This is a genomic window from Acinetobacter sp. YH12236 (assembly GCF_013417645.1).
In the GTDB taxonomy this organism is placed as follows: domain Bacteria; phylum Pseudomonadota; class Gammaproteobacteria; order Pseudomonadales; family Moraxellaceae; genus Acinetobacter.
In genome coordinates, this window is sequence record NZ_VPDM01000029.1 from 22638 (window position 1) to 42510 (window position 19873).

A 19873-nucleotide genomic window follows, 5' to 3' on the forward strand; every position below is an offset into this window, starting at 1 on the left:
ACCCCCAGTTATACCCCCAACTGGAACAGGATTTCAATAGATATTGTGAGATAGCATAAGACAAAAAAAAGACCTAAACCCTTGTGGTTTAAGTCTTTTAAGATCCCATAAGACATCGTGGGAATGATATTTGGCGGTGAGAGAGGGATTCGAACCCTCGATACGCTATAAACGTATACACACTTTCCAGGCGTGCTCCTTCAGCCACTCGGACACCTCACCATGGCCGTGGATGATATAGAAAAAAAGCCAGTCTGCCAAGCTTGAAACAATTGATTTGCGGAAAAACTTTGAGCGCAATGCTATGATTCGCAAAAATGCTTGTTAAAAACGAAGACGATATATGCAAAGCACTGCACAGAAAGCAGCTCTCCCGGTAATTACGCTGGCTGCGCTTGGGGTTGTTTTTGGAGATATTGGAACCAGTCCATTGTATGCACTACGCCAATGTTTCCTGACGTCGCACCTTGCCATTAGTGAAGCTTCGGTGTTGGGCATTTTGTCCTTGATCTTCTGGTGCATCATGCTGACGGTGAGCTTCAAATACGTCACTATTATCATGCGTGCCGATAACAACGGTGAGGGCGGAATCATGTCCTTACTAGCTCTCAATTTGCGAACCACACGCATTTCTGATGACAAGAAAATTTACCTGATTGCGCTCGGCTTTATTGGGGCATCGCTGTTTTTTGGTGACGGGATCATTACCCCGGCAATTTCTGTGTTATCTGCGGTTGAAGGGCTGAGTATAGCCACACCTGTGTTTAATCAATGGTTAGAACCTCTATCGATCGGGATTATTGCGGGACTCTTTCTGGTACAACGTCATGGTACTGGAACCATGGGCAAATTTTTTGGTCCGTTGACCTTACTCTGGTTCCTGTCAATTGGTGGTTTCGGTTTGTGGAGTATTATTCAGACCCCGACAGTACTGGCTATGGTGAATCCATACTGGGCCTATCATTTTGTGGTCGATCAGCCTTTTGTAGCCTTCTTGACCATGGGCGCCGTGATTCTGACCATGACTGGTGGTGAAGCCATTTATGCCGATATGGGGCATTTTGGTCGTCTGCCGATTCGTCTGGCTTGGTTCATTATCGTATTGCCATGTTTGTTACTGAATTATGCTGGACAAGGGGCATTATTGCTGCGCCGTCCTGAAGCACTGGAAAATCCTTTTTATATGCTGCTTCCGGAATGGGGCTTATATCCAATGATTGGTTTGGCCACAGCAGCTGCTGTGATCGCCTCACAGGCCGTCATTACCGGGGTATTCTCCATGGTGAATCAGGCCATTCAACTGCGTTATTTGCCACGCCTGAGTGTAAAACATACCTCAGCCGAAGAGCGTGGCCAGATTTATCTGCCCTTCATTAACTGGATGCTGTTTATTTCTGTAGTGATTCTGATTTTACTCTTTGAAAATAGCGCCCGCTTAGCGAGTGCTTATGGGGTCGCAGTCACCATGACTATGCTGTGTGGTACCATTTTAATCAGCATTCTGGCTTATGGTTTCTGGCGCTGGCCAATCTGGAAAGTAGTGTTATTTGCCACACCATTCCTGATGCTGGATCTAGTTTTTGTAGCCTCAACTTCTTTAAAAATTGCATCAGGTGGCTGGGTGCCGATCCTGCTCGGGGCGGCATTATTTACGATTCTGATGACCTGGAAAGATGGTCGTGCACTGGTCTTGAACCGTCTGGAAAAAGATGCGCTACCAATTGACCTGTTTATTAAGAGTATCTCAATTGGGGGAGGCACCAAGTTTGTGCCGGGTGAAGCGATTTTCCTGACCGGAACTCCGACCATTGTGCCGCATGCGATGTTGCACAATATCAAGCACAACAAGGTGCTACATGAGCGCAATATTCTAGTGACGGTTATTACCCGAGATATTCCTTTTGTAGGCGATGAAGAACGGATTAAACTGGAAAAACTCAGTGAGCATTTTTATCGAGTGACAATGTATTACGGGTTTAAGGATCAGCCCAATATTCCGGAAGCATTGCAGCATGCGTATGCAGAATGGGGCTTTGAATATGACCTGATGCAGATCAGTTTCTTTATCTCCCGGGAACGGATTATGCATACGGTGGGAGAGGGAATGGCACCTTGGCGGGAAAAACTGTTTGTTTCCATGCAGCGTAATACCAGTCCGGTCAGCGACTTCTACCAGATTCCGACCAACCGGGTGGTTGAACTGGGTAGCCAGATCGAGATGTAAAAATAAAAAAACCAGAGCTAGGCTCTGGTTTTTTTAGGGGAGAGAATTTAGAAAGCTTTATAACAAATTATTGTTCTGTTGCTTCTGTCTCAACCGGCATTTCAGGGGCTGCGTTTAAAGGTGCATCTACCGCAGGATCAGCTTCAGCTTCTACTGCAATTTCAGTTTGCTCAGTCATCGCAGCCGCTTCAGGTGCAGCAGCTTGCTGTTCTTCAAGAGCTGGTTGCTCTACAGCCTCACCCATAGTCATTTCCTGTTCTGTAGCAGGGGCTGCTGGTTCAGACTCAAGATTGGCTGGAGCTGGATTGGTATCCGGCATTTCTGGTTGTGCAACAGGTGCATCAGGCATGCCTGGTGTTGGCATTGGCTGATTTGGCATTGATTGTTGTGGCTGCTGGCCTGGCTGAGCAGGTGCAGACATTGGCTGGTTTACCAGACGGATCTGTCCAGAGTTCACCAGGCTTTCCAGTGAGGCTTGCTGACCATTTACAGTGGTACTAATTTTAGCTTTAGATAAGCTTTCAAGTGTTTCACCCGCTTGTACAGGAGGCTCAGCGAATGCGCCGGCACTGATCACACTTGTAAATATTCCGAGACCTAATAACTTAGATAGTTTGGAATTCATAAATTAACTCCATTGCTAATAATTGTACGTAATTTGAGTAGTCAAATAGCTTTGCACACTCAAGACGAGGTCACAATCAAAGCTACTTAAAGGTTAAAAAACCGCGCTGAAAGCTCACTAAAAAAACGACACTTTGTTACAAGATTTAAGAATATAGGGGTAGATTGTGTAATTATTAGGCAAATAAAGAGGGTAAGATATACTTCATATACATGGCTTGTTAAGCTCGCAAAACCCCCGATTTTGATCTTAAAAGCACGTGTAGCATGGCAAAGAAGCAGCGTAAGTCGAAGAATTCAGTTTTTCAGTTTTTTAATGAAAATAGCGTGAAAGTGATCTTGGCAATGGTCGCTTCCGGGAGTTTCGCGATTGCGTTTGGCCAGGAAAAAATCAGTCAGTGGATTTCTCTGCCGTCTACATCGAATTCGAGCTGTCTGGAACAGTTTTACCGGGATATTCCGCCTTACCTGATGAAAGACAGCCTGAAAAAAGACAGTTATTCACTGTGTTTTAATGGCTTTAATGTGGGTTATTCTGGGGTATCCAAAACGCCACTTTGGGTGGCGGAGGCCTTAACACCGAAGCGTCTGAGCCAGAAAATTCCACGTGAAGACAACTTCCATGAAGAAACACGACTAAATGCTGCTCATCGTGCGACTTTGGCTGACTACCGGGGTTCAGGCTATGACCGAGGCCATATGGCGCCAAATGCGGATATGCCAAATAAAGCTGCACAGTCTGACAGTTTCTCGCTGGCCAATATGGTCCCGCAGGCACCAAAGAACAATCAGCAGGTCTGGCGCGAGCTGGAAGAAGCGACCCGAGCAATTGTGACCAAGCAGAAGCAGGACGTGTATGTAGTGACCGGGCCAGTCTTTGCTGCCAAAAAGCTGAAAACTATTGGCAAGGGTGTAATTGTACCAACTGCCGTGTATAAAGCGATCTACATGCCGAAAACTGGTGCCATTGGTGCCTACTATGCACCTAATGATAATTCGCTCAAGGTTCGCATTGTCAGTGTCTGCTATCTGGAAGAGCAGCTCGGCATTAACCTGTTTCCTCAGTTAACTGAAGAACAGAAACGCAATACCTATCATCTGCCGTTGACTGCAAATGCTGTGAAGGCCAACCAGAAAATTGCCTATTCGAATTGGGATGCAGAAAGCCAGTGTGCTGAAGATGTGCCGAAAGAAGATCTAGAAAAACTGCAGCGTGAGTTCAAACCGTTAGCCTCAAGTTCAGCCAGTACAAGCAATACCAGCTCATCAGTTAATAAGAACGGGATCGATCATGATACCCAGGACACGATTGTTAAACAGCTGATTGAGGCCTTACTGCAATACATCCTACAGCTGCTGAAATAGTGAAAAGGAGCTTGCTGTAAAAAGCAGGCTTCAGGTAGCATGCTGAAGACAGGTGAGTAAAAATAATAAAACAGAGTAGAAATTAATGTTTAAAGCATTTGAAAATGGAACCGAATCGCATGCGATTCATGATCTGACAGTTGAGAATGATCTGGACTGTGTCAGTCTGTATGGCAATCTGCAAATTACTAAAGACCAGGCTGGTCTCAAGGCGGCCAAAGTTTTGCAGGCACTGTTAAATGATATTGTGCAGCAACTCGAAGAAACACCGGATCTGCCAGAAAAAATTGAACGCAATGATGCAGATGAAATTGAAAATCCATTTTTATAGAAATTTCTTAAATCACTATTCCGGCTAGAAAAAAGCTTCTTTAATGAGGAGCTTTTTTATTTTATTCAAATTTTTAAATCTGATATGGGACATTAATCTCTGCAGTAGCAGGATAGTCCAGAAATTTTTCCTGCACCTGGGTTTCCAGGTATTCTGAGCGCCATTGTTGTGGGGTCTGAGCCGTCCACTGCTTGAAGGCACGCTGAAATGCGCTCTGCTCAGAATAGCCAAGCAGCATGCTGATTTCCTGCAGACTCAGATGAGGATCTTTCAGATATTGCATGGCCATCATGCAGCGGATTTCCTGCATACGCTGCTGATAGGTCTGGCCCTGTTTTTGCAGGTAACGTTGTAGCTGACGTACAGAAAAATTCATCTGTTTGGCGATATGTTCAATCTGGAACATATTTTTCTGCAGACCCACCAGAATCGCCTGTTGCAAGCGTTGATCAATCTGGGTGGAGTTCGGGAGTTTTTCCAGCACCGCTTCTGCCTGTTGCATCAGTAATTTCTGTAAGGTCTGATCGCCTTTCTTTAAAGGCGTAGACATTTCACTCACAGGAATCAATACCTGGTTTCTGGCCTGTCCAAAACGGACCTTGCAGCGGAAATACTGTTCATAGACCGCAATATTTTTATTGACCGGATGCTGAAAATGGACTTCATGCAGATGCAGTTGATGCTGCTCCAGAATGCTTGAGCGAATAAATTCAGTCATGAGCGCGATAGCAATCTCGTCTGTGAGTTGCGTACTCACTTTAAACGGAATCTCGCTCCAGGAAATGGACAGGTAATCTCGATCCAGACTGACCTGTAAAGGACTGCCATCATAGATCAGGCGATGATAGTCATGATAACGCATAAAGGCTTCGCCCAGCGTTTCACTGGATAATGCCAGATAGCCAATAATACCCAGATGTTTGGCCTGCACCAGTTGCGCGATTTCCAGGCCGAGTGCCGGCCGCTGCAACTCCTGGTCCAGCTGGCTGAGCAGATCGCGCCAGAGAATATAATCAAAACGCTCCAGGTTCTGGATCGCAAATAATTTCTTGGGGATGTCCAGTTGTTTGAGCTGGTAATAGTCCAAAAGCAAATGTCCTAAACCACCATATACCGAACCGACATAATCTTGGGGAACGTGCATTTTTTAATTCTTTTGTTCTGTCGTTTTTTGTCAATGATATTGAAATTATCGGTCAATATCTAGCCCTTTGTTTGACCTATAGTGTAAACAAACAGGGAGGAAAAGATCATGTGGAAAGGCTTTCTAGCAGGACTGGTCGTAGCCAATGGCTTTGAATGGTTTGCGCATAAATATGTGCTGCATGGTACGCATCGGGCAGGGCAGACGCGTTATAGCCCAGTGCCGGACAGCATGCGTTCACATTGGGAACATCATCGTGAAGTTCGCAAGACCAGATTTTCTGATTATGCCTATGTGGAAGGTTTGAAAAACTGGCGAATCCGCAATGAAATCGGTTCACTGGCCGTTGCAGCAAGCGTATTCGGGCTGGCTTTTTATCCCTTGTCCAAAGGTATGTTTTTGGCCACGCTGTATAGTGCAGGCAATTATTTCTATATGCATCGGCGAGCACATCTGGAGCCAGAATGGGCCAGAAAAAAAATTCCCTGGCATTATGATCACCATATGAATAGTAACCAAGACGCCAACTGGTGTGTAACCAAGCCCTGGTTTGATTATTTGATGGGAACCCGGGTGATTTCCTCAGCAGATTTACAGGAAAAAAATCCCCTTGGTATTGTCTTGCCGGAACAGATCTCTATGCGCTTAACCCAGCGTTATTTCCCGGCTAAATGGGCTAAAGATCGTGATTAAATAACTTAAATTTCGAGTAATCTGCCACATAAAATGTTAACCATTTCTCACTTTGGTTAACCCTGTCGTGATTTGTCAATAAATTCTGCATATATTGTCAATATTGCGCTCAGGATTTCACCTATATTTGCGTCTGTTGATGATTGAAAGTCTTATCAACCTGCATACAGATTGAGTTATATTGTAAATGTCAAAGATACCAAGTGCTGTAGTTCTTCTTGGTTTTTATAGGGAGTCGCAAGACTCCTTTTTTTTGTCCAGAATTTAAATGATTTCTAAGAATAATGCATAAAAAAAGAGCGTGATATTCACGCTCTTTTTCATTTGAAGGCTGTCGTTTAAAGACGCATTTCAATACCTTGAGCAGCTAGATAAGCCTTGGCCTCAGGAATGGTATGCTGGCCAAAGTGGAAAATAGAGGCGGCAAGTACTGCATCGGCACCACCATGGATAATCCCGTCAGCCAGATGCTGCAAGTTGCCTACGCCACCAGAGGCAATCGTTGGTACAGTGACGCGGTCATTGATAGCACGCATGAGTGGAATGTCATAACCTGCTTTGGTGCCATCGGCATCCATAGAGGTAATTAACAGTTCGCCTGCGCCGTAGCTGGCCATTTTTTCTGCCCATTCCAGGGCATCAATGCCGGTCGGTTTGCGTCCGCCGTGGGTAAAGATTTCCCATTTATTCTCGCCAGTTTTTTTGGCATCAATCGCTACCACGATACATTGCGCGCCAAAACGCTGTGAGGCTTCCTGTACAAACTCAGGGTTGAAGACGGCTGCCGAGTTGATGCTGACTTTGTCTGCACCTGCATTTAATAGTAGACGAATATCTTCGACTTTACGCACGCCACCGCCTACGGTAAGCGGTACGAATACAGATTCAGCCATACGCTCAACGGTACGGTAAGTGGTGTCGCGTCCATGATGTGTAGCGGTAATATCAAGGAAAGTAATTTCATCGGCACCTTGTTCATTATAACGGCGTGCCACTTCTACCGGGTCACCCGCATCACGAATATCAAGGAACTGAACACCCTTGACTACGCGACCGTTGTCGACGTCCAGACAAGGAATAATACGTTTAGCTAGCATAAATTTTTCCAATTATTACAGCCGATTATGAAACTCACCCACGCAAGCGCTACACCTTGGTAGATGGAAACGGTATTCTAGCAAAAATATGTAAGTTTTTTCGCAGGTTTTCTATGTCGGTTTATACCACTTTGACTTTAAAGGAAGTTCAGGATTTCGCAGCACCTTATGGACTTGAGGTGATTGATCTGATTCCCATTCAAGGAGGTATCCAGAATACGAACTATTTTCTGGTCTGCGAAAACCAGCAATATGTGCTGACCGTTTTTGAAGATATGGATGAACAGGCCGCTGGAGAACTGGTGCCGGTCTTGCAGCATCTGGGTCAGGCAGGTCTGGCCGTACCGGTGCCTTTATCCCATTCAGGCAAAGCCATTCATACGCTAAAAAATAAGCCGGCACAAATTGCACCACGCATGATGGGCGAGCATCCGATGCCATCTACCGTTGCGCAGGCGGAAGCGATTGCCATTGCTCAGGCCAAAATGCATGTCGCACTGAAAGATTTTAAACTTGAGCGCGCCTTTGTCCGTGACCATGCCTACTGGTATAACGTAGCACAGGAAATTAAACCGAGTCTGAACGCAGCAGATAAAGTCTTACTGGGTAAACTTCTGGGCCTGTATGAAGCTTTAACCGCAGTATATCCGGATCGTCCACGTGGCTTTATCCATTCGGATCTGTTCCGTGACAATACCCTGTTTGAGGGTGACCAACTGAAAGGTATTCTGGACTTTTACGAGCTGAATAAAGATGAATTCCTGTTTGATATTGCAATTACTTTAAATGACTTCTGTACCAATTATCCGGAAGTTACTTTAAATGAAGAAAAGGCCAATGCCTTTTTAAAAGCCTATGAAACTGTGCGTCCATTGACTGAGGATGAAAAATCATGTCTGGAGCTTTACCTGGCAATGGCTGCGGGCCGTTTCTGGATGATGCGTTTACAGGTGGCACAGAAAAATGCTGCTGAAGGCCGCACCGGTGAAGATATTCTGCAAAAAAATCCGGAAGAGATGCGTAACATGCTGATTGAACGTTTAAAATTTGTGACAGCTTAAATTAAAAATAAACAGGAACAGGCAAAATGCGCGATCAGGGACGTTTGGTAGAATGGTTTGATGACAAAGGCTATGGCTTTATTCAGCCCAATGATCCGGCCAAAGATCGCGTGTTTTTGCATATCAAAGATTTTGCCCGTCCCGGTCCACGGCCAATTGTTGGTTGTGCGCTAGATTATCTGGTGATTCTAGATGAGCAGGGACGTTATCGTGCCCAGCAGGTTATGTACCTGAAAGCATCACAAACCAAAACGGCAAAAACAAAAACTAAAACATCAGGCCGAAGCCAGCCAGAAAAACTACAGCCGATGCAGGTTGCTTCTGTGGCCTATATTTTGGTACTGGCGGGACTCAGTTTAGCCGGATTGTTGAGTGGAATGATCCTGTTACTGGTGAGCCTGATGAATGTTCTCAGTTACTGGCTATATGCCCAGGATAAGGAAGCGGCACAACTGGGCAATCGCCGTATTCCTGAAAACACCCTGCATTTGGTAGCTTTTCTAGGAGGATGGCCGGCAGCCTGGCTGGCACAGCAAAAATTACGTCATAAAACACAAAAACAACCCTTCCGGCAAATTTATTTTTGTACTATAGCTTTTAACATCATTTTGATTATATGGCTGATTTCTCCCTTTAACAGCCTGAATATCTAGAAACAATCACAGGAGCGTAGATGAACTATTCAATTGATAAAGACTCAAATCGCACGCTAACCCTGATTCTTTATATCTTATATATCGTGGCCATTTTTAGTGGTGGCTTGCTGGCAGTGATTGCACTGATTATTAACTATGTGAAGCGCTCGGATGTACGAGGCTCGATTTTTGAAAGCCACTTTACCTGGCAAATCCGCAGTTTCTGGTGGTATCTATTCTGGAATATTGTAGCCTTTGTGCCGTTCCTATTCCTGTTCTTTACCCATGAAGATCCGGACCTGTTTGCAGGCGTCGCTTTTGGTGCATCTACTTTCTGTCTGGTTGTGGTCTTTGTTTCCTGGATCTGGATTGTCTATCGCGCGATTCGCGGCATTATGCGTCTGAATGACAATCGACCGATGTATACCAAATAAGATTAGCTATATTTATTTCTCTAGATAAAAAACTCCCCCTTTTCTAAGAGGGGGAGTTCATAAGCTTAGGAAAGATCTTCCTTCAACTCTTCTATTTTTTCTTTTCTAAAAAACTTTGGCTTCCATTCGCTGGCAATCACCCCAAGTACCACCATCAATCCGCCTAGAAGTGCCAGCGCAGGCAAACGTTCTCCCGCCATACGTCCAAATAAACTTGCCCAGATCGGTTCACCGGCATAAATAATTGCAGCTTGGGAAGGATCTACCATTTCCTGTGCCCAGTTCATCACCAGCTGAATACAGGCACTGGCAATACCGAGACCGACCAAAATACCTGCCAGATGCCAGTGAAAGTCAGGTAACTGAGATTCACCCAGTATCGGTGCCATCAGAAAACAAAATAGCGAGGCAAAAATGAGTTGTAGCACGGTGACACGCCGGGTATTCACCTTCGGAGCAAAATGACTGATAAAAATAATCTCAAGCGCAATGGCAATCGAGCCGAGCAAAGTCAAAACCTGACCAAAATTCAGCTGGATGGCACCAAAGCCATTACCGGTTAAAAAGACCAGACCAAGAAAGGCAAACAGGGCACCGACCCAGGTCATGAAGTGCGGTTTCTTACGAAATAGCAGCCACAGCATTAGAGGCACTAAGGGAACATATAGCGCAGTCAAAAAGGCCGATTCACTGCTACTAATCGTTTGCAAGCCCACCGTTTGTGTTCCATAACCGATCGCAATCACAGCCCCAATGATGGCACCCGCTGCCACTTCTTTAAGCGTCATGCCTTTCAAGTGCTTCAGCGACAGCAGAGTTACGGCAATTGCCGCCGCTGCAAAGCGTAATCCGACAAAGATCACCGGACTACTGAAATTCAGGCCATATTGTACAGTGATAAAGCTGCCACCCCAGATGATGGTAATGAGGATCAGAGCAAGTTGAGGAACTTTCGTTCTCCAGGTAGAGGATGTTTGGGAAACGGATGTCGACATGGGAGAGAGGATCAAAAAAATTGAACAATAAAAAAAGAGGTCCACAGACCTCTTTTTCAGCAGACGCTATTATAGCGCTTCTTGTTCATCCAGCAATAATTGTGCTTCACGTAGATTTAAAGTGCCTTCATAGATCGCACGACCGGTAATCGCACCTAAAATGCCAGGCTGATCTTTCAGGTTACGCACGTCATCCATATTGGTTACACCACCTGAAGCAATTACAGGCAGACCTGAATATTGTGCCAGATGTACAGTTTGCTCAATGTTGACACCCTGCATCATGCCATCACGGGCAATATCGGTATAAACAATACTAGACACGCCTGCATCCGCAAAACGTTTTGCCAGATCAGTCGCTTTTACATCAGTCACATTCGCCCAGCCATCAGTTGCTACCATGCCGTTCATGGCATCGATACCCACAATAATGTGGCCTGCAAATTTTTTGCATGCTTCTTCTACAAATTCAGGATTTTGCACTGCTTTTGTACCAATAATCACAAAAGATACGCCTGCTTCCAGATAATGCTCAATGGTTTCCAGCGAGCGGATCCCGCCACCAATCTGGATAGGCAATTCTGGCTGTGATTTGGCAATGGCTTCTACCACTGGCTTATGAATCGGTGTACCTGCGAAAGCACCATTTAAATCTACTAAATGCAAGCGGCGAGCGCCTTCATTTACCCAATGCTGTGCTGTTGCCACTGGATCGTCAGAAAATACGGTATCGTCTTCCATACGACCTTGTTTTAAACGGACACATTTGCCATCTTTCAGGTCAATTGCAGGGATGATCAGCATGCTTTCGCTCCTTGCTCAATCTTTAGAATGAATTTCAGTGAGTTCATCTTAGCAAATAAAGTCGAAATTTCTAACTCTTAAACGGTATGAAAAAAGAAAACCTGTCTGAAGATATGCTGGAGTGACAGGATTTTATTCTTCAATTTTTTTATTCTTTGCAATACTCCTGATGGAGTCTGATATCAAAATGATATTTCATTAGAAAACTTATCTTTTGTTCGTTCAAATTTTTGAATGCGGGCGAATTTTCAATTTTAGTGAAGTATTGGGAACTTCCTTGGGGCCCAAGCCACGGTGCAGTAATTCTTCAAAAACCAGTAAAGGTGCATAGGCATCTGCAGCCGCATATTCAATCTGTGCCTGACTGAGATGTTTTTTCGCCCAGTTCGATGTCGTAACCCGTTTCGATTTAGGAAAATTCACCTGAAATAGCAAAGCCATCGCATTTTTTAATCCAAGAGGATTTTTAATGCCGAACGCACCAAAGCACTTTGACAGTTCAATCACACTGTTCAGCTCAATGCCTCTTTTACGGAAAAGATGCGCATCATTTTTCAGGCCAAAACCAACTTTAATCTGGTCTCGATTGGCAAAAATCGGTTTCAGAAAATCCCAAATGGCAGCATTCATCTGAAACAGGTAGGCCTTTTCCAGAGTGGCCAGCTGAATCAGATGCGGACCAGTGGACACTTCACCAACCTTGAAGGTCGGTTTAGACTCAGTGTCCAGACCAAAGACTGCGATCTGCCCAAGTTCTTCGCGTAGAGCTTCACATTGCTGAATGCTGTTAATCACCACAATATTTTCAGGCGCGATATTTTGAAAAGGTGGAAAAGTCGCTATTGCCTCTTTACTCGGCAGAATATCGTTAAGCTGGGTATCCATGATTAAAGCATCTTCCATTGATGAATATTCGGGTTGAATAGAGCATACCTTAGAGAAGGAAGCTTGGATGTGAATTATTTTTCAAAAATAAAATTTTAAACTGTAGCCCATAAAAAAAGCCCGCATGATGCGAGCTTTTTAAATGTATTGGATTAGATATTCCAATCCACAAAGTTTTTTAGCAATTGAAGGCCTGCAGTATGGCTCTTTTCAGGATGGAACTGAGTCGCAAACAGGTTGTCTTTATGCAGGGCAGTACAGAAATCAATACCATAGTTACAGGTCGCTGCCACGATACTTGGATCTTGTGGTTCCACATAGTAACTGTGCACGAAATAGAAACGTGCATCCTGAGCAATGTCTTTCCACATTGGATGGCTTGGATCGGCCTGATGTACCTGGTTCCAGCCCATATGCGGCACTTTTAAACCTGCCATTTCCGGGAAGTGTTTCACTTCACCTGCAAAAATGCCCAGTGCATCCGCACCGCCATTTTCTTCAGAGCGTTGCATCAGGGCCTGCATACCGACACAGATGGCCAATACCGGTTTGTTGAACACGGCATTACGTACCACTTCATCAATTCCGGCTTCATGCATGCCTTGCATGCAGTCACGCATTGCACCCACACCCGGAAAAACGATTTTGTCGGCTTGGGCAATCAGTTTTGGATCATTAGTCACATCTACCGTTGCACCGACGTGTTCAAGTGCTTTGGCTGCTGAGTGTAGGTTTCCCATGCCATAGTCAAGAAGGGCAATACGGGTCATTACAAGGTACCTTTGGTTGAAGCAACAGTATTCGCAGCACGTGGATCAACTTCACATGCCATACGCAGTGCACGGGCAAATGCCTTAAATACACTTTCGATCTGGTGGTGACTGTTTTTACCTTTCAGGTTGTCAATGTGTACAGTCATCAGCGAGTGGTTGACAAAGCCCTGGAAGAACTCAGAGAACAGGTCTACATCAAAACGGCCAATCATGGCGCGGGTAAATGGAATGTCCATAAACAGACCCGGACGGCCAGACAGATCCACCACGACACGGCTTAAAGATTCATCAAGCGGCGCATAGAAGTGTCCATAACGACGTAGGCCCTTTTTATCACCCAAAGCCTGAGCGAAGGCTTGACCTAAGGTAATACCACAGTCTTCTACGGTATGATGGTCATCAATTTCCAGATCTCCATCACAATGAATATCAATATCAAACAGACCATGTCGCTTGATTTGATCAATCATATGATCTAAAAATGGAATACCAGTGTTTAAAGTGCCTTGACCAGTACCATCGAGGTTCAAACGAACTCGAATTTTGGTTTCGTTGGTATTTCTTACCACTTCACTGATACGATCTGTCATAGACACGTTCCTCAAATACGTCAAAATGATTGATGTAGAAAATATTTTCGCCGTGACGACGTCACCGCATATTAGATTGCTCAGGAGGGTTTATCAATGCCTATTACCGTACATGCTTATACTTCTCTAGAAAACGACGAAGTGCGCAGCCAGCTTGAGCGACTGTATGACACTAGCCCTGAATTTAGTGATGGGGCAGATGCCATTGAACATCTAGAGCAAAACCTTGCACAGTATACCTTACTTTATACCGCAGAATTTAACACCAAAATCATCGGTGCCATCTGGTGCACAGGACAAGGCGAAAGCCGGACCCTGGAAAATATTGTGGTGCATCCGGCCAACCGTGGACGCGGGGTTGCAGAAAGGCTGGTGAGTGAGGCATGCCGCATGGAAAAGGAAAAAGGAGTAAAAGCATTCGTACCGGGATGCGGGGCCATTCACCGATGTCTGGCAAATCTTGAAAAAATTTAAATATAGATAAATTTCAAGCAGCCTTCGGGCTGCTTTTTTTGTAAATACCGGATTCAATTTATTTTATTAGTCAGGTATTTGCTGAAAATATGAAAATATTGCTGTATAAACATGCAAATCGATGGAAAAGTAAACATTTGATGATTTTTATACGTTATGTACTTGACGATTAAGAGCTGAAACTGTTTAATACGCGACATCGGCGTGATAGCTCAGTTGGTAGAGCAACGGATTGAAAATCCGTGTGTCCCCAGTTCGATCCTGGGTCTCGCCACCATATTCAAAACGGTTTTAAAGTTTTCAATCCCTGATCCCATCAGGGATTTTTTTTAGGCCAAAATTCAGACACTCAATCTTTTTTTTCATAATTTCGATTGACTAATGTGTCTAGATACGGCTTAATACACCGCATCGGCGTGATAGCTCAGTTGGTAGAGCAACGGATTGAAAATCCGTGTGTCCCCAGTTCGATCCTGGGTCTCGCCACCATATTCGAAAAAACCTCAAACATTGTTTGAGGTTTTTTTTCGCCTGTGATTTTTGATTCAGCCTAAGAATTAACTTGTTTTGCCATTCATCTGAGCAAGAATGAGTTCTCTAAATAATCAAGGTAATCTAATAGATAATTAAATACAGACTTTAGCAACCGATAAAGGCACTCAGGTTGTGAAATTTGAAGTAGGGGGAAAGCCCATGAATAGTCTAAAAACATCTTTATTTGGGATTCTGTTAGGTACATTGAGCATAGCAGTACATGCAGAAGAACAGAAACCGGTACTTACCTTACCGACGATGACCATTATGGCTGAACCTGAAATGAGTAATGAGACTGGCTATGTCCCGTTTATTGAGAATGAAGCCAATCGTCTTGCCTTGCAGCATCAGGTAATCCGGGGAACCAAAGATGCAGAAAATTTTATGGTCAATCCAAATGTGCTGGCAAACCTCGATATCAAGCCGACCCAAGCTCCAGATTTGAGTTTACTGTCACCTGCACTGCAACAGTATGTGATGACCATTGCCCAGGGCTTACAATCTGGTGATCCAACCCAAGGGCTGTATACACTGCTGGAGAATATCGGGATCGATCGTAGCAGCAGCTTGCAACCAGGACGCGGTCTTCAACTACAGATTAATCTGGACAAGGTGAATCTGGGCTTATTAGAAAACTACAACAATCCATCTCCTGTAGCGCAATTTCCAAGATCTCCTTAAAGGATGAGCCAGTAATGCAAATCAATCCCCATATTGGGGATTTTTGCTTTTTTAAATCTAACTTCTGAATAATTCATATTTTTTAGGAGCTTAGCTCCTGATTTGCTGGTTGGCTTTATGAGGGTGTAATGGATTCGATTGACCGTTTATCAAACTTAACAATAAGAAGCTGTATTACTTGTAAGATTTAATCTGACGCTTTCCCTTTTCCAACCGAGGGGTAATAAGATGAATCTCCTAAAATCCATTCAAAGCTTGGGCCTGATGCTGACCTGTACTGCTTTTACTCTCCCTGTACTGAGTCATGCAGCTCCTGCTCATTCTGAAGCAACGGTACTTCCCACCTTAACTGTCATGGCAGAGCCTGAAATGCGTGCTGTGACGGAAATAACGCCTTATCAGGAAGGTGCCAGCCAGCGTAAGGCTTTGCAGATGCGCCTGATGAAAATTGAACGCGATATCCAGGCTTATAGTGTCGATGGTGATGTCGTTGCAAATATTGACATGGGGGCAGCAGCGCCTAATCCAGATCTGGACAGTCTGCCTACTGTGTTCCGGGAATATGTACTGGCAGTAGCGCAAGGCTTGCAGTCCTCAGATCCAAGAAATGGAATCTATGTGATTTTGCAACCTTTTGGCATTGACCGGAATGCCACCAATGTCCAGATCGTCAGGGAGCAGTTTGATCCGAATCGGCTTGAGCTCAGGCTGCCTTTTGGTTCGCGCTAGCACACAATCCGATGGGTCAGGCTGATCAGGTCAGTCAGTTTCGGTATAGCCAGATCACGTCATGAAGAAAGGAAGTCTGAAAACTTATTTCCTTTCTTCAGGCTTTTTACTGGATTCATTTTTTCAGTATTGAGGAAGCACGTTCACAAATGTGAAAAGCTCTATGTCTTGAATTATGCTGGAAAAATAAGCATAGTGTAAAAAATCAACAAGATCTGGATGACAGACCTGGAGCGTGTAGATGCCCCGTGTTTTTATGATTATCGCTGGAGTGGTACTGGCAATTTTGATCTGGTTATTTTATCAAAATTCTGTAGAGCAGGAACAGCAGGCCGATTTGCAAGAATATGAAACGGTACTGGAAGAAAAAACTGGATCTATTTTGCAACAGGCACAGGATTGGTCTAAACCGATTCAGATTGATCTGGAAGATGATCGTCTGGATGGGGATTATGCCGTGATGGCCCAATTTATTCTGGGTCAGATGCGTGATCGTGCCGAGGCTCGCAATCAGTATTTACGTGACCTCAAAGCAGCGGACTGGGATCGTTTTCTGGACATTGACCGTTTAGCCAAAGATCAAGCCCAAGACTATAAAGAAACCGAAGCCATGCTGAAGCGTGTGCATGAAATTGTCGATGGTTATGAACAGACAATTCAACAGCGGGCAACCCAGCAGTTAGAGCAGGTGAAACAGCTGGACATAAAAAACCGCTATCGTCAGCAGCTGGCAGATAATCTGAAAGCCAATCAGCAGCAGGATAATGCTCATGCAATTTTTGAAATTGAAAAACAGAGTCTGGCCAAAGCAGACCAGCTATTTCTGGTGCTGAAAAACAATAAATGGGAAAAGAAAAACCAGACCTTTATGTTCTATGAAGATGCACCCTTAAAGCAATTCAATAAGCTGTATCAGGAAATAGTGCAGCTCAATCAGCAAATGACTCAAGTGGATCAGCAGGCACTTAAAGAGGCAGAGAACAAACTCTAAGTATAAGGATCTTATGATTTCTTATCTCTAAATGACATGATGTTTTTCTGTCAGAATTAGTCTTGTTGCATTGCTTACATCAAAGATGGGCCAGTTCTCATTGGTAAGAGAACCAGCTATGCTTAAGAAAAATGAATATCCAGAAGCATGCTTGCAGACGGAAAGCGAGAAGAGGGAGCACAATCTTTTATGCAACAATTGAAATGTTATAAAGAATTTCCGGTCTGGACGCAGCAAGCTATCCCACAAGGATTCAAGCAGCCACACAATACCAAAGCGGGCACTTGGGCAAAGCTGACCGTTCTTAAAGGTGAGCTGCATTTTGCCATGCTGGATCCGTCAGGTCATGTACAGTCTGAACATGTATTTACGCCAGAGCAGCAACCGCCGTTCATTGAGCCACAGGTCTGGCATAAGATCGTTGCGGCTAGTGAAGATGCAGAATGTCAGCTGCGTTTTTACTGCAAACCTGAGGATTACTTCACTAAGAAATATCAGCTAAGCCCGACCCATTCGGAAATTCTGGCGGCTATGCCGTATTTAAAGGGTGGTCGTGCGCTGGATGTCGGTTGTGGTTCAGGCCGCAATTCGTTGTATTTGAGTCAGAACAGTTTTGAAGTCGACGCCTGGGATGTGAATGAAAATAGTCTACAGACCTTAAGACAGATCATTCAGAATGAAGAAATCGGGAATATTCAGGTTCAGCAACGGGATTTAAATCTTGACCCCAGTATTCAGGGTCAATATGACTTCATTTGCTGTACAGTGGTGATGATGTTCCTGCAGGCCGATACCATTCCACCACTTATTGCACAGATGCAGCAGGCGACAGTGCCGGGCGGTTATAACCTGATTGTCTGTGCGATGGATACCGATGATATTCCGGTACAGCCAGACTTTCCGTTTAGTTTTAAGCCGGGACAGCTTAGTGCCTATTATGAAGGCTGGAATCTGGTGAAATATAATGAAAATGTCGGTGAATTACACCGAGTAGATGAGCAGGGCAACCGGATCAAGCAGCATTTTGCGACTATGCTAGCCCGAAAGGTCTAATAAGAGATTTATAGGTCTTTATATTTTTGACTTTAAATCTGAAAGAGCCAAAAAACAAAAAAAAGATGTCACTCGGACATCTTTTTTTATGGATTTAAAATATCTTAAGCAGATTTTTTAAACCAAGAGAACCCCCCTTTTTTCTCGGCTTTTACAGCTGCTTCGGCAGGTGCTGCTTTTACTTCTTCAGCTTTTGCTACAGTTGCTTCTTTTACTTCAGCAGTTTTTACAGCTGCATCAGTTTTCACGGCTTCTACTTTAGAATCCGCTACTTTTTTCATATCTGCAGGTGCAGCTTTTGCAGCTTCTACTTTTTGAGCCGCTTCAGTTTTTGCTGCTTCTTTAGTTTGAGCAGCTTGTTGTTGAGTTGCTTCTACTTTAGCGACAGCCGCTTGTTTCTCAGCAGTAGCTTTGGCAGCAGAGTCTTGTGCTTTAACAGTCGCAGTCGCTACTTTTGCTTGTGCAGGCGCAGTTGCTTGTTGAGCAGTTTGAGCGGCAACAGTTTTTGCTTGTTCTTTCATTGCAGCAACAGGAGAAACTGTTGCAGAAGCCATAGCAGAAGCTGAAGTTGCAACGATTGCAGTTGCTAGAAGTGTTTTAAGCATTTTCATGCATAACCCCATAAATAAAGGAGAGAAATGTGGGGTTATGATACGCCTGTCAAATATAAGTGGCTGATGGATAAGTTTTTATTGGTTGAATATTCAACTAAATTTACAAAGGGATAACATTCTTTTAAATAAAAAACCCTGTTATTAAACAGGGTTTTTTATTTATTTCTATTTTAAAGACCCAAAGGTTTTAGCATATTTGGTGTCGTTACGCTAACTGGGCCGGTCTGATAAAGTTTTCCATCGAATTTTTGATGCTTAGACCATAAAATTTGTTTCTTATCCAAATCAACATAAGAAAGTACATAGTATTGGCCTTCTGTAGGTACTGGATCATCTGCTACAACTACACCCATTGTTAAAACTGCGAAAGCAGCTGTGCCGGCAATATTACCAATCCGTTTTCCTAAAGAAGGCTGTTGTCCTAAGACCTGGATGACCAGAACCTTAGGTGTGCCTAACACAGGCTTGAGATGGTCAGTTAGGCGATCTGTAATATCAATATCTACAGGTTGATAGTTATTGCTTAACGCATAACGCCCATGGCTGGCTTTAAAACTCTTTTGAAGCAGCAGTTGGATACTTGCACCATCCAGATCAGTAATTGCAGGTTGGTTGGCTGCCAAAACAGGATAAGTGCCTAAATATTCAGGTTGCGACTCTAAAGTATTACGTTTTTTATAAGTCTGAATGGTACGCTTTTCAAAGAAACCGCAATGTGTTGGCTGGAAGGTTTTGGTCACTTGAACCGCATTCTGGTTTAACTGTTTTACCAATGATTGAGATATTGCTTCGGCAGTACGATTAGATTGATCCAGTAAAATATGACTGTCACCAAGTTCTTTACGTAGTAGGCAGGCATCTGTCAAGATAGCCACAGGTTGGGTTTTAAATTCTTTTTGAATTCTTGCAAAGTAATCAGATTGTGGTGCTTTTGGTGTGCTGGCACATCCTACCAAGCTTAGACTCAGAACTGTAAATGCTAAATATTTTTTCATAATTATTTTAAATTTATATTTAGGGTGTGTTGACACTTTTAGCTTAAAAAAATAGCGAAGTAGTAAAATCAAATCGCCAAACCCAATTTTACTATTCGCTATGACTCGTACCATGCTGACAGATCAACACTGGCAAAAGTTGAAAGT

General features: G+C 44.0%; 22 protein-coding genes and 3 tRNA genes. 14 read left to right on the forward strand and 11 right to left on the reverse strand.

Features of this window, described 5'->3' with window-relative positions:
* Window positions 1-131 precede the first annotated feature (131 nt).
* Window positions 132-222: transfer RNA gene (locus tag FTV14_RS12300), tRNA-Ser, on the reverse strand.
* Between the two features lie 121 nt (window positions 223-343).
* Between FTV14_RS12300 and FTV14_RS12305 the strand changes: the two genes are divergently transcribed.
* Window positions 344-2224 carry a potassium transporter Kup gene (locus FTV14_RS12305; protein ID WP_104426719.1) on the forward strand — a complete coding sequence of 627 codons (1881 nt, stop codon included), beginning with the start codon at window positions 344-346 and terminating at the stop codon, window positions 2222-2224.
* Between the two features lie 67 nt (window positions 2225-2291).
* Here FTV14_RS12305 and FTV14_RS12310 read toward each other — a convergent pair whose 3' ends face one another.
* On the reverse strand, window positions 2292-2849 hold the full coding sequence (locus FTV14_RS12310; RefSeq protein WP_180052761.1) for a hypothetical protein: 558 nt from the start codon (window positions 2847-2849) through the stop codon (window positions 2292-2294).
* A 266-nt stretch (window positions 2850-3115) separates the two neighbouring features.
* Here FTV14_RS12310 and FTV14_RS12315 point away from each other — a divergent pair, with 266 nt between their 5' ends.
* Both FTV14_RS12315 and FTV14_RS12320 read left to right on the forward strand, forming a co-directional pair.
* Entirely contained in the window at window positions 3116-4213 is a 1098-nt protein-coding gene (locus FTV14_RS12315) for a DNA/RNA non-specific endonuclease (RefSeq protein WP_159123712.1), read from the forward strand.
* A gap of 85 nt (window positions 4214-4298) precedes the next feature.
* A complete protein-coding gene (locus FTV14_RS12320; RefSeq protein WP_004781584.1) occupies window positions 4299-4544 on the forward strand; it encodes a hypothetical protein in 246 nt (81 codons plus the stop codon).
* Between the two features lie 73 nt (window positions 4545-4617).
* Here FTV14_RS12320 and FTV14_RS12325 read toward each other — a convergent pair whose 3' ends face one another.
* Window positions 4618-5688, reverse strand: coding sequence for an AraC family transcriptional regulator (locus FTV14_RS12325; protein WP_179991944.1), 1071 nt, complete (start codon window positions 5686-5688; stop codon window positions 4618-4620).
* Between the two features lie 108 nt (window positions 5689-5796).
* On the opposite strand from FTV14_RS12325, the gene FTV14_RS12330 reads away from it, so the two are divergent.
* Window positions 5797-6381, forward strand: coding sequence for a hypothetical protein (locus FTV14_RS12330; RefSeq protein ID WP_180052762.1), 585 nt, complete (start codon window positions 5797-5799; stop codon window positions 6379-6381).
* A 338-nt stretch (window positions 6382-6719) separates the two neighbouring features.
* Here FTV14_RS12330 and hisF read toward each other — a convergent pair whose 3' ends face one another.
* A complete protein-coding gene (gene hisF / locus FTV14_RS12335; protein ID WP_004781588.1) occupies window positions 6720-7478 on the reverse strand; it encodes an imidazole glycerol phosphate synthase subunit HisF in 759 nt (252 codons plus the stop codon).
* Window positions 7479-7591: 113 nt separating this feature from the next.
* Between hisF and FTV14_RS12340 the strand changes: the two genes are divergently transcribed.
* The 3 genes from FTV14_RS12340 to FTV14_RS12350 are packed head-to-tail and all read left to right on the forward strand — an operon-like array spanning window position 7592 to window position 9608.
* On the forward strand, window positions 7592-8539 hold the full coding sequence (locus FTV14_RS12340) for a homoserine kinase (protein WP_034170208.1): 948 nt from the start codon (window positions 7592-7594) through the stop codon (window positions 8537-8539).
* A gap of 26 nt (window positions 8540-8565) precedes the next feature.
* Complete coding sequence (locus FTV14_RS12345; RefSeq protein WP_034170207.1) at window positions 8566-9192, forward strand: DUF1294 domain-containing protein; 627 nt, start codon at window positions 8566-8568, stop codon at window positions 9190-9192.
* Between the two features lie 20 nt (window positions 9193-9212).
* Window positions 9213-9608: a hypothetical protein gene (locus FTV14_RS12350; RefSeq protein ID WP_004781593.1), complete on the forward strand. Its 396-nt coding sequence runs from the start codon at window positions 9213-9215 to the stop codon at window positions 9606-9608.
* A 65-nt stretch (window positions 9609-9673) separates the two neighbouring features.
* On the opposite strand, the gene FTV14_RS12355 is transcribed toward FTV14_RS12350, so the two are convergent.
* The 5 genes from FTV14_RS12355 to hisB all read right to left on the reverse strand — a co-directional run bounded on the left by FTV14_RS12355 (window position 9674) and on the right by hisB (window position 13655).
* Window positions 9674-10603, reverse strand: a complete 930-nt coding sequence (locus FTV14_RS12355) for a DMT family transporter (RefSeq protein WP_180053970.1) — start codon at window positions 10601-10603, stop codon at window positions 9674-9676.
* Window positions 10604-10672: 69 nt separating this feature from the next.
* The gene (gene hisA, locus FTV14_RS12360) at window positions 10673-11407 is read right to left on the reverse strand and encodes a 1-(5-phosphoribosyl)-5-[(5-phosphoribosylamino)methylideneamino]imidazole-4-carboxamide isomerase (protein ID WP_005232592.1); all 735 of its coding nucleotides are present in this window, start codon (window positions 11405-11407) and stop codon (window positions 10673-10675) included.
* A 222-nt stretch (window positions 11408-11629) separates the two neighbouring features.
* Window positions 11630-12292: a 3'-5' exonuclease gene (locus FTV14_RS12365; protein ID WP_179991948.1), complete on the reverse strand. Its 663-nt coding sequence runs from the start codon at window positions 12290-12292 to the stop codon at window positions 11630-11632.
* A 152-nt stretch (window positions 12293-12444) separates the two neighbouring features.
* Window positions 12445-13062, reverse strand: a complete 618-nt coding sequence (hisH, locus tag FTV14_RS12370; protein ID WP_004781601.1) for an imidazole glycerol phosphate synthase subunit HisH — start codon at window positions 13060-13062, stop codon at window positions 12445-12447.
* A complete protein-coding gene (gene hisB / locus FTV14_RS12375) occupies window positions 13062-13655 on the reverse strand; it encodes an imidazoleglycerol-phosphate dehydratase HisB (protein ID WP_005232589.1) in 594 nt (197 codons plus the stop codon). The genes hisH and hisB overlap by 1 nt, the downstream gene beginning before the upstream one ends.
* Window positions 13656-13751: 96 nt before the next feature.
* Between hisB and FTV14_RS12380 the strand changes: the two genes are divergently transcribed.
* The 7 genes from FTV14_RS12380 to tehB all read left to right on the forward strand — a co-directional run bounded on the left by FTV14_RS12380 (window position 13752) and on the right by tehB (window position 18117).
* On the forward strand, window positions 13752-14129 hold the full coding sequence (locus tag FTV14_RS12380; protein ID WP_180053971.1) for a GNAT family N-acetyltransferase: 378 nt from the start codon (window positions 13752-13754) through the stop codon (window positions 14127-14129).
* A gap of 201 nt (window positions 14130-14330) precedes the next feature.
* Window positions 14331-14406: transfer RNA gene (locus FTV14_RS12385), tRNA-Phe, on the forward strand.
* Between the two features lie 136 nt (window positions 14407-14542).
* Window positions 14543-14618: transfer RNA gene (locus tag FTV14_RS12390), tRNA-Phe, on the forward strand.
* A gap of 204 nt (window positions 14619-14822) precedes the next feature.
* Window positions 14823-15344, forward strand: a complete 522-nt coding sequence (locus FTV14_RS12395; RefSeq protein ID WP_180053972.1) for a hypothetical protein — start codon at window positions 14823-14825, stop codon at window positions 15342-15344.
* A gap of 228 nt (window positions 15345-15572) precedes the next feature.
* Window positions 15573-16073: a hypothetical protein gene (locus tag FTV14_RS12400; RefSeq protein ID WP_180031031.1), complete on the forward strand. Its 501-nt coding sequence runs from the start codon at window positions 15573-15575 to the stop codon at window positions 16071-16073.
* A gap of 241 nt (window positions 16074-16314) precedes the next feature.
* Complete coding sequence (locus FTV14_RS12405; protein WP_180013854.1) at window positions 16315-17064, forward strand: hypothetical protein; 750 nt, start codon at window positions 16315-16317, stop codon at window positions 17062-17064.
* Between the two features lie 189 nt (window positions 17065-17253).
* Window positions 17254-18117: an SAM-dependent methyltransferase TehB gene (gene tehB, locus FTV14_RS12410; protein WP_159123720.1), complete on the forward strand. Its 864-nt coding sequence runs from the start codon at window positions 17254-17256 to the stop codon at window positions 18115-18117.
* A 104-nt stretch (window positions 18118-18221) separates the two neighbouring features.
* Here tehB and FTV14_RS12415 read toward each other — a convergent pair whose 3' ends face one another.
* Together FTV14_RS12415 and FTV14_RS12420 are read right to left on the reverse strand one after the other, a co-directional pair.
* The gene (locus FTV14_RS12415; protein ID WP_180053973.1) at window positions 18222-18728 is read right to left on the reverse strand and encodes a hypothetical protein; all 507 of its coding nucleotides are present in this window, start codon (window positions 18726-18728) and stop codon (window positions 18222-18224) included.
* Window positions 18729-18901: 173 nt separating this feature from the next.
* Window positions 18902-19726, reverse strand: coding sequence for a hypothetical protein (locus FTV14_RS12420; RefSeq protein WP_180053974.1), 825 nt, complete (start codon window positions 19724-19726; stop codon window positions 18902-18904).
* Between the last annotated feature and the right edge of the window lie 147 nt (window positions 19727-19873).

Excerpts from the sequence above, each read along its gene's own strand:
- FTV14_RS12325 (WP_179991944.1), bottom strand. The coding sequence starts at position 5,688 with ATGCACGTTCCCCAAGATTATGTCGGTTCGGTATATGGTGGTTTAGGA.
- FTV14_RS12395 (WP_180053972.1), top strand. The coding sequence starts at position 14,823 with ATGAATAGTCTAAAAACATCTTTATTTGGGATTCTGTTAGGTACATTG.
- hisH (WP_004781601.1), bottom strand. The coding sequence starts at position 13,062 with ATGACCCGTATTGCCCTTCTTGACTATGGCATGGGAAACCTACACTCA.
- FTV14_RS12365 (WP_179991948.1), bottom strand. The coding sequence starts at position 12,292 with ATGGATACCCAGCTTAACGATATTCTGCCGAGTAAAGAGGCAATAGCG.
- hisF (WP_004781588.1), bottom strand. The coding sequence starts at position 7,478 with ATGCTAGCTAAACGTATTATTCCTTGTCTGGACGTCGACAACGGTCGC.
- FTV14_RS12315 (WP_159123712.1), top strand. The coding sequence starts at position 3,116 with ATGGCAAAGAAGCAGCGTAAGTCGAAGAATTCAGTTTTTCAGTTTTTT.
- FTV14_RS12305 (WP_104426719.1), top strand. The coding sequence starts at position 344 with ATGCAAAGCACTGCACAGAAAGCAGCTCTCCCGGTAATTACGCTGGCT.
- FTV14_RS12330 (WP_180052762.1), top strand. The coding sequence starts at position 5,797 with ATGTGGAAAGGCTTTCTAGCAGGACTGGTCGTAGCCAATGGCTTTGAA.
- FTV14_RS12405 (WP_180013854.1), top strand. The coding sequence starts at position 16,315 with ATGCCCCGTGTTTTTATGATTATCGCTGGAGTGGTACTGGCAATTTTG.
- FTV14_RS12420 (WP_180053974.1), bottom strand. The coding sequence starts at position 19,726 with ATGAAAAAATATTTAGCATTTACAGTTCTGAGTCTAAGCTTGGTAGGA.
- hisA (WP_005232592.1), bottom strand. The coding sequence starts at position 11,407 with ATGCTGATCATCCCTGCAATTGACCTGAAAGATGGCAAATGTGTCCGT.
- FTV14_RS12350 (WP_004781593.1), top strand. The coding sequence starts at position 9,213 with ATGAACTATTCAATTGATAAAGACTCAAATCGCACGCTAACCCTGATT.
- FTV14_RS12310 (WP_180052761.1), bottom strand. The coding sequence starts at position 2,849 with ATGAATTCCAAACTATCTAAGTTATTAGGTCTCGGAATATTTACAAGT.
- FTV14_RS12355 (WP_180053970.1), bottom strand. The coding sequence starts at position 10,603 with ATGTCGACATCCGTTTCCCAAACATCCTCTACCTGGAGAACGAAAGTT.
- FTV14_RS12345 (WP_034170207.1), top strand. The coding sequence starts at position 8,566 with ATGCGCGATCAGGGACGTTTGGTAGAATGGTTTGATGACAAAGGCTAT.
- FTV14_RS12380 (WP_180053971.1), top strand. The coding sequence starts at position 13,752 with ATGCCTATTACCGTACATGCTTATACTTCTCTAGAAAACGACGAAGTG.
- FTV14_RS12340 (WP_034170208.1), top strand. The coding sequence starts at position 7,592 with ATGTCGGTTTATACCACTTTGACTTTAAAGGAAGTTCAGGATTTCGCA.
- hisB (WP_005232589.1), bottom strand. The coding sequence starts at position 13,655 with ATGACAGATCGTATCAGTGAAGTGGTAAGAAATACCAACGAAACCAAA.
- FTV14_RS12400 (WP_180031031.1), top strand. The coding sequence starts at position 15,573 with ATGAATCTCCTAAAATCCATTCAAAGCTTGGGCCTGATGCTGACCTGT.
- FTV14_RS12320 (WP_004781584.1), top strand. The coding sequence starts at position 4,299 with ATGTTTAAAGCATTTGAAAATGGAACCGAATCGCATGCGATTCATGAT.
- tehB (WP_159123720.1), top strand. The coding sequence starts at position 17,254 with ATGCAACAATTGAAATGTTATAAAGAATTTCCGGTCTGGACGCAGCAA.
- FTV14_RS12415 (WP_180053973.1), bottom strand. The coding sequence starts at position 18,728 with ATGAAAATGCTTAAAACACTTCTAGCAACTGCAATCGTTGCAACTTCA.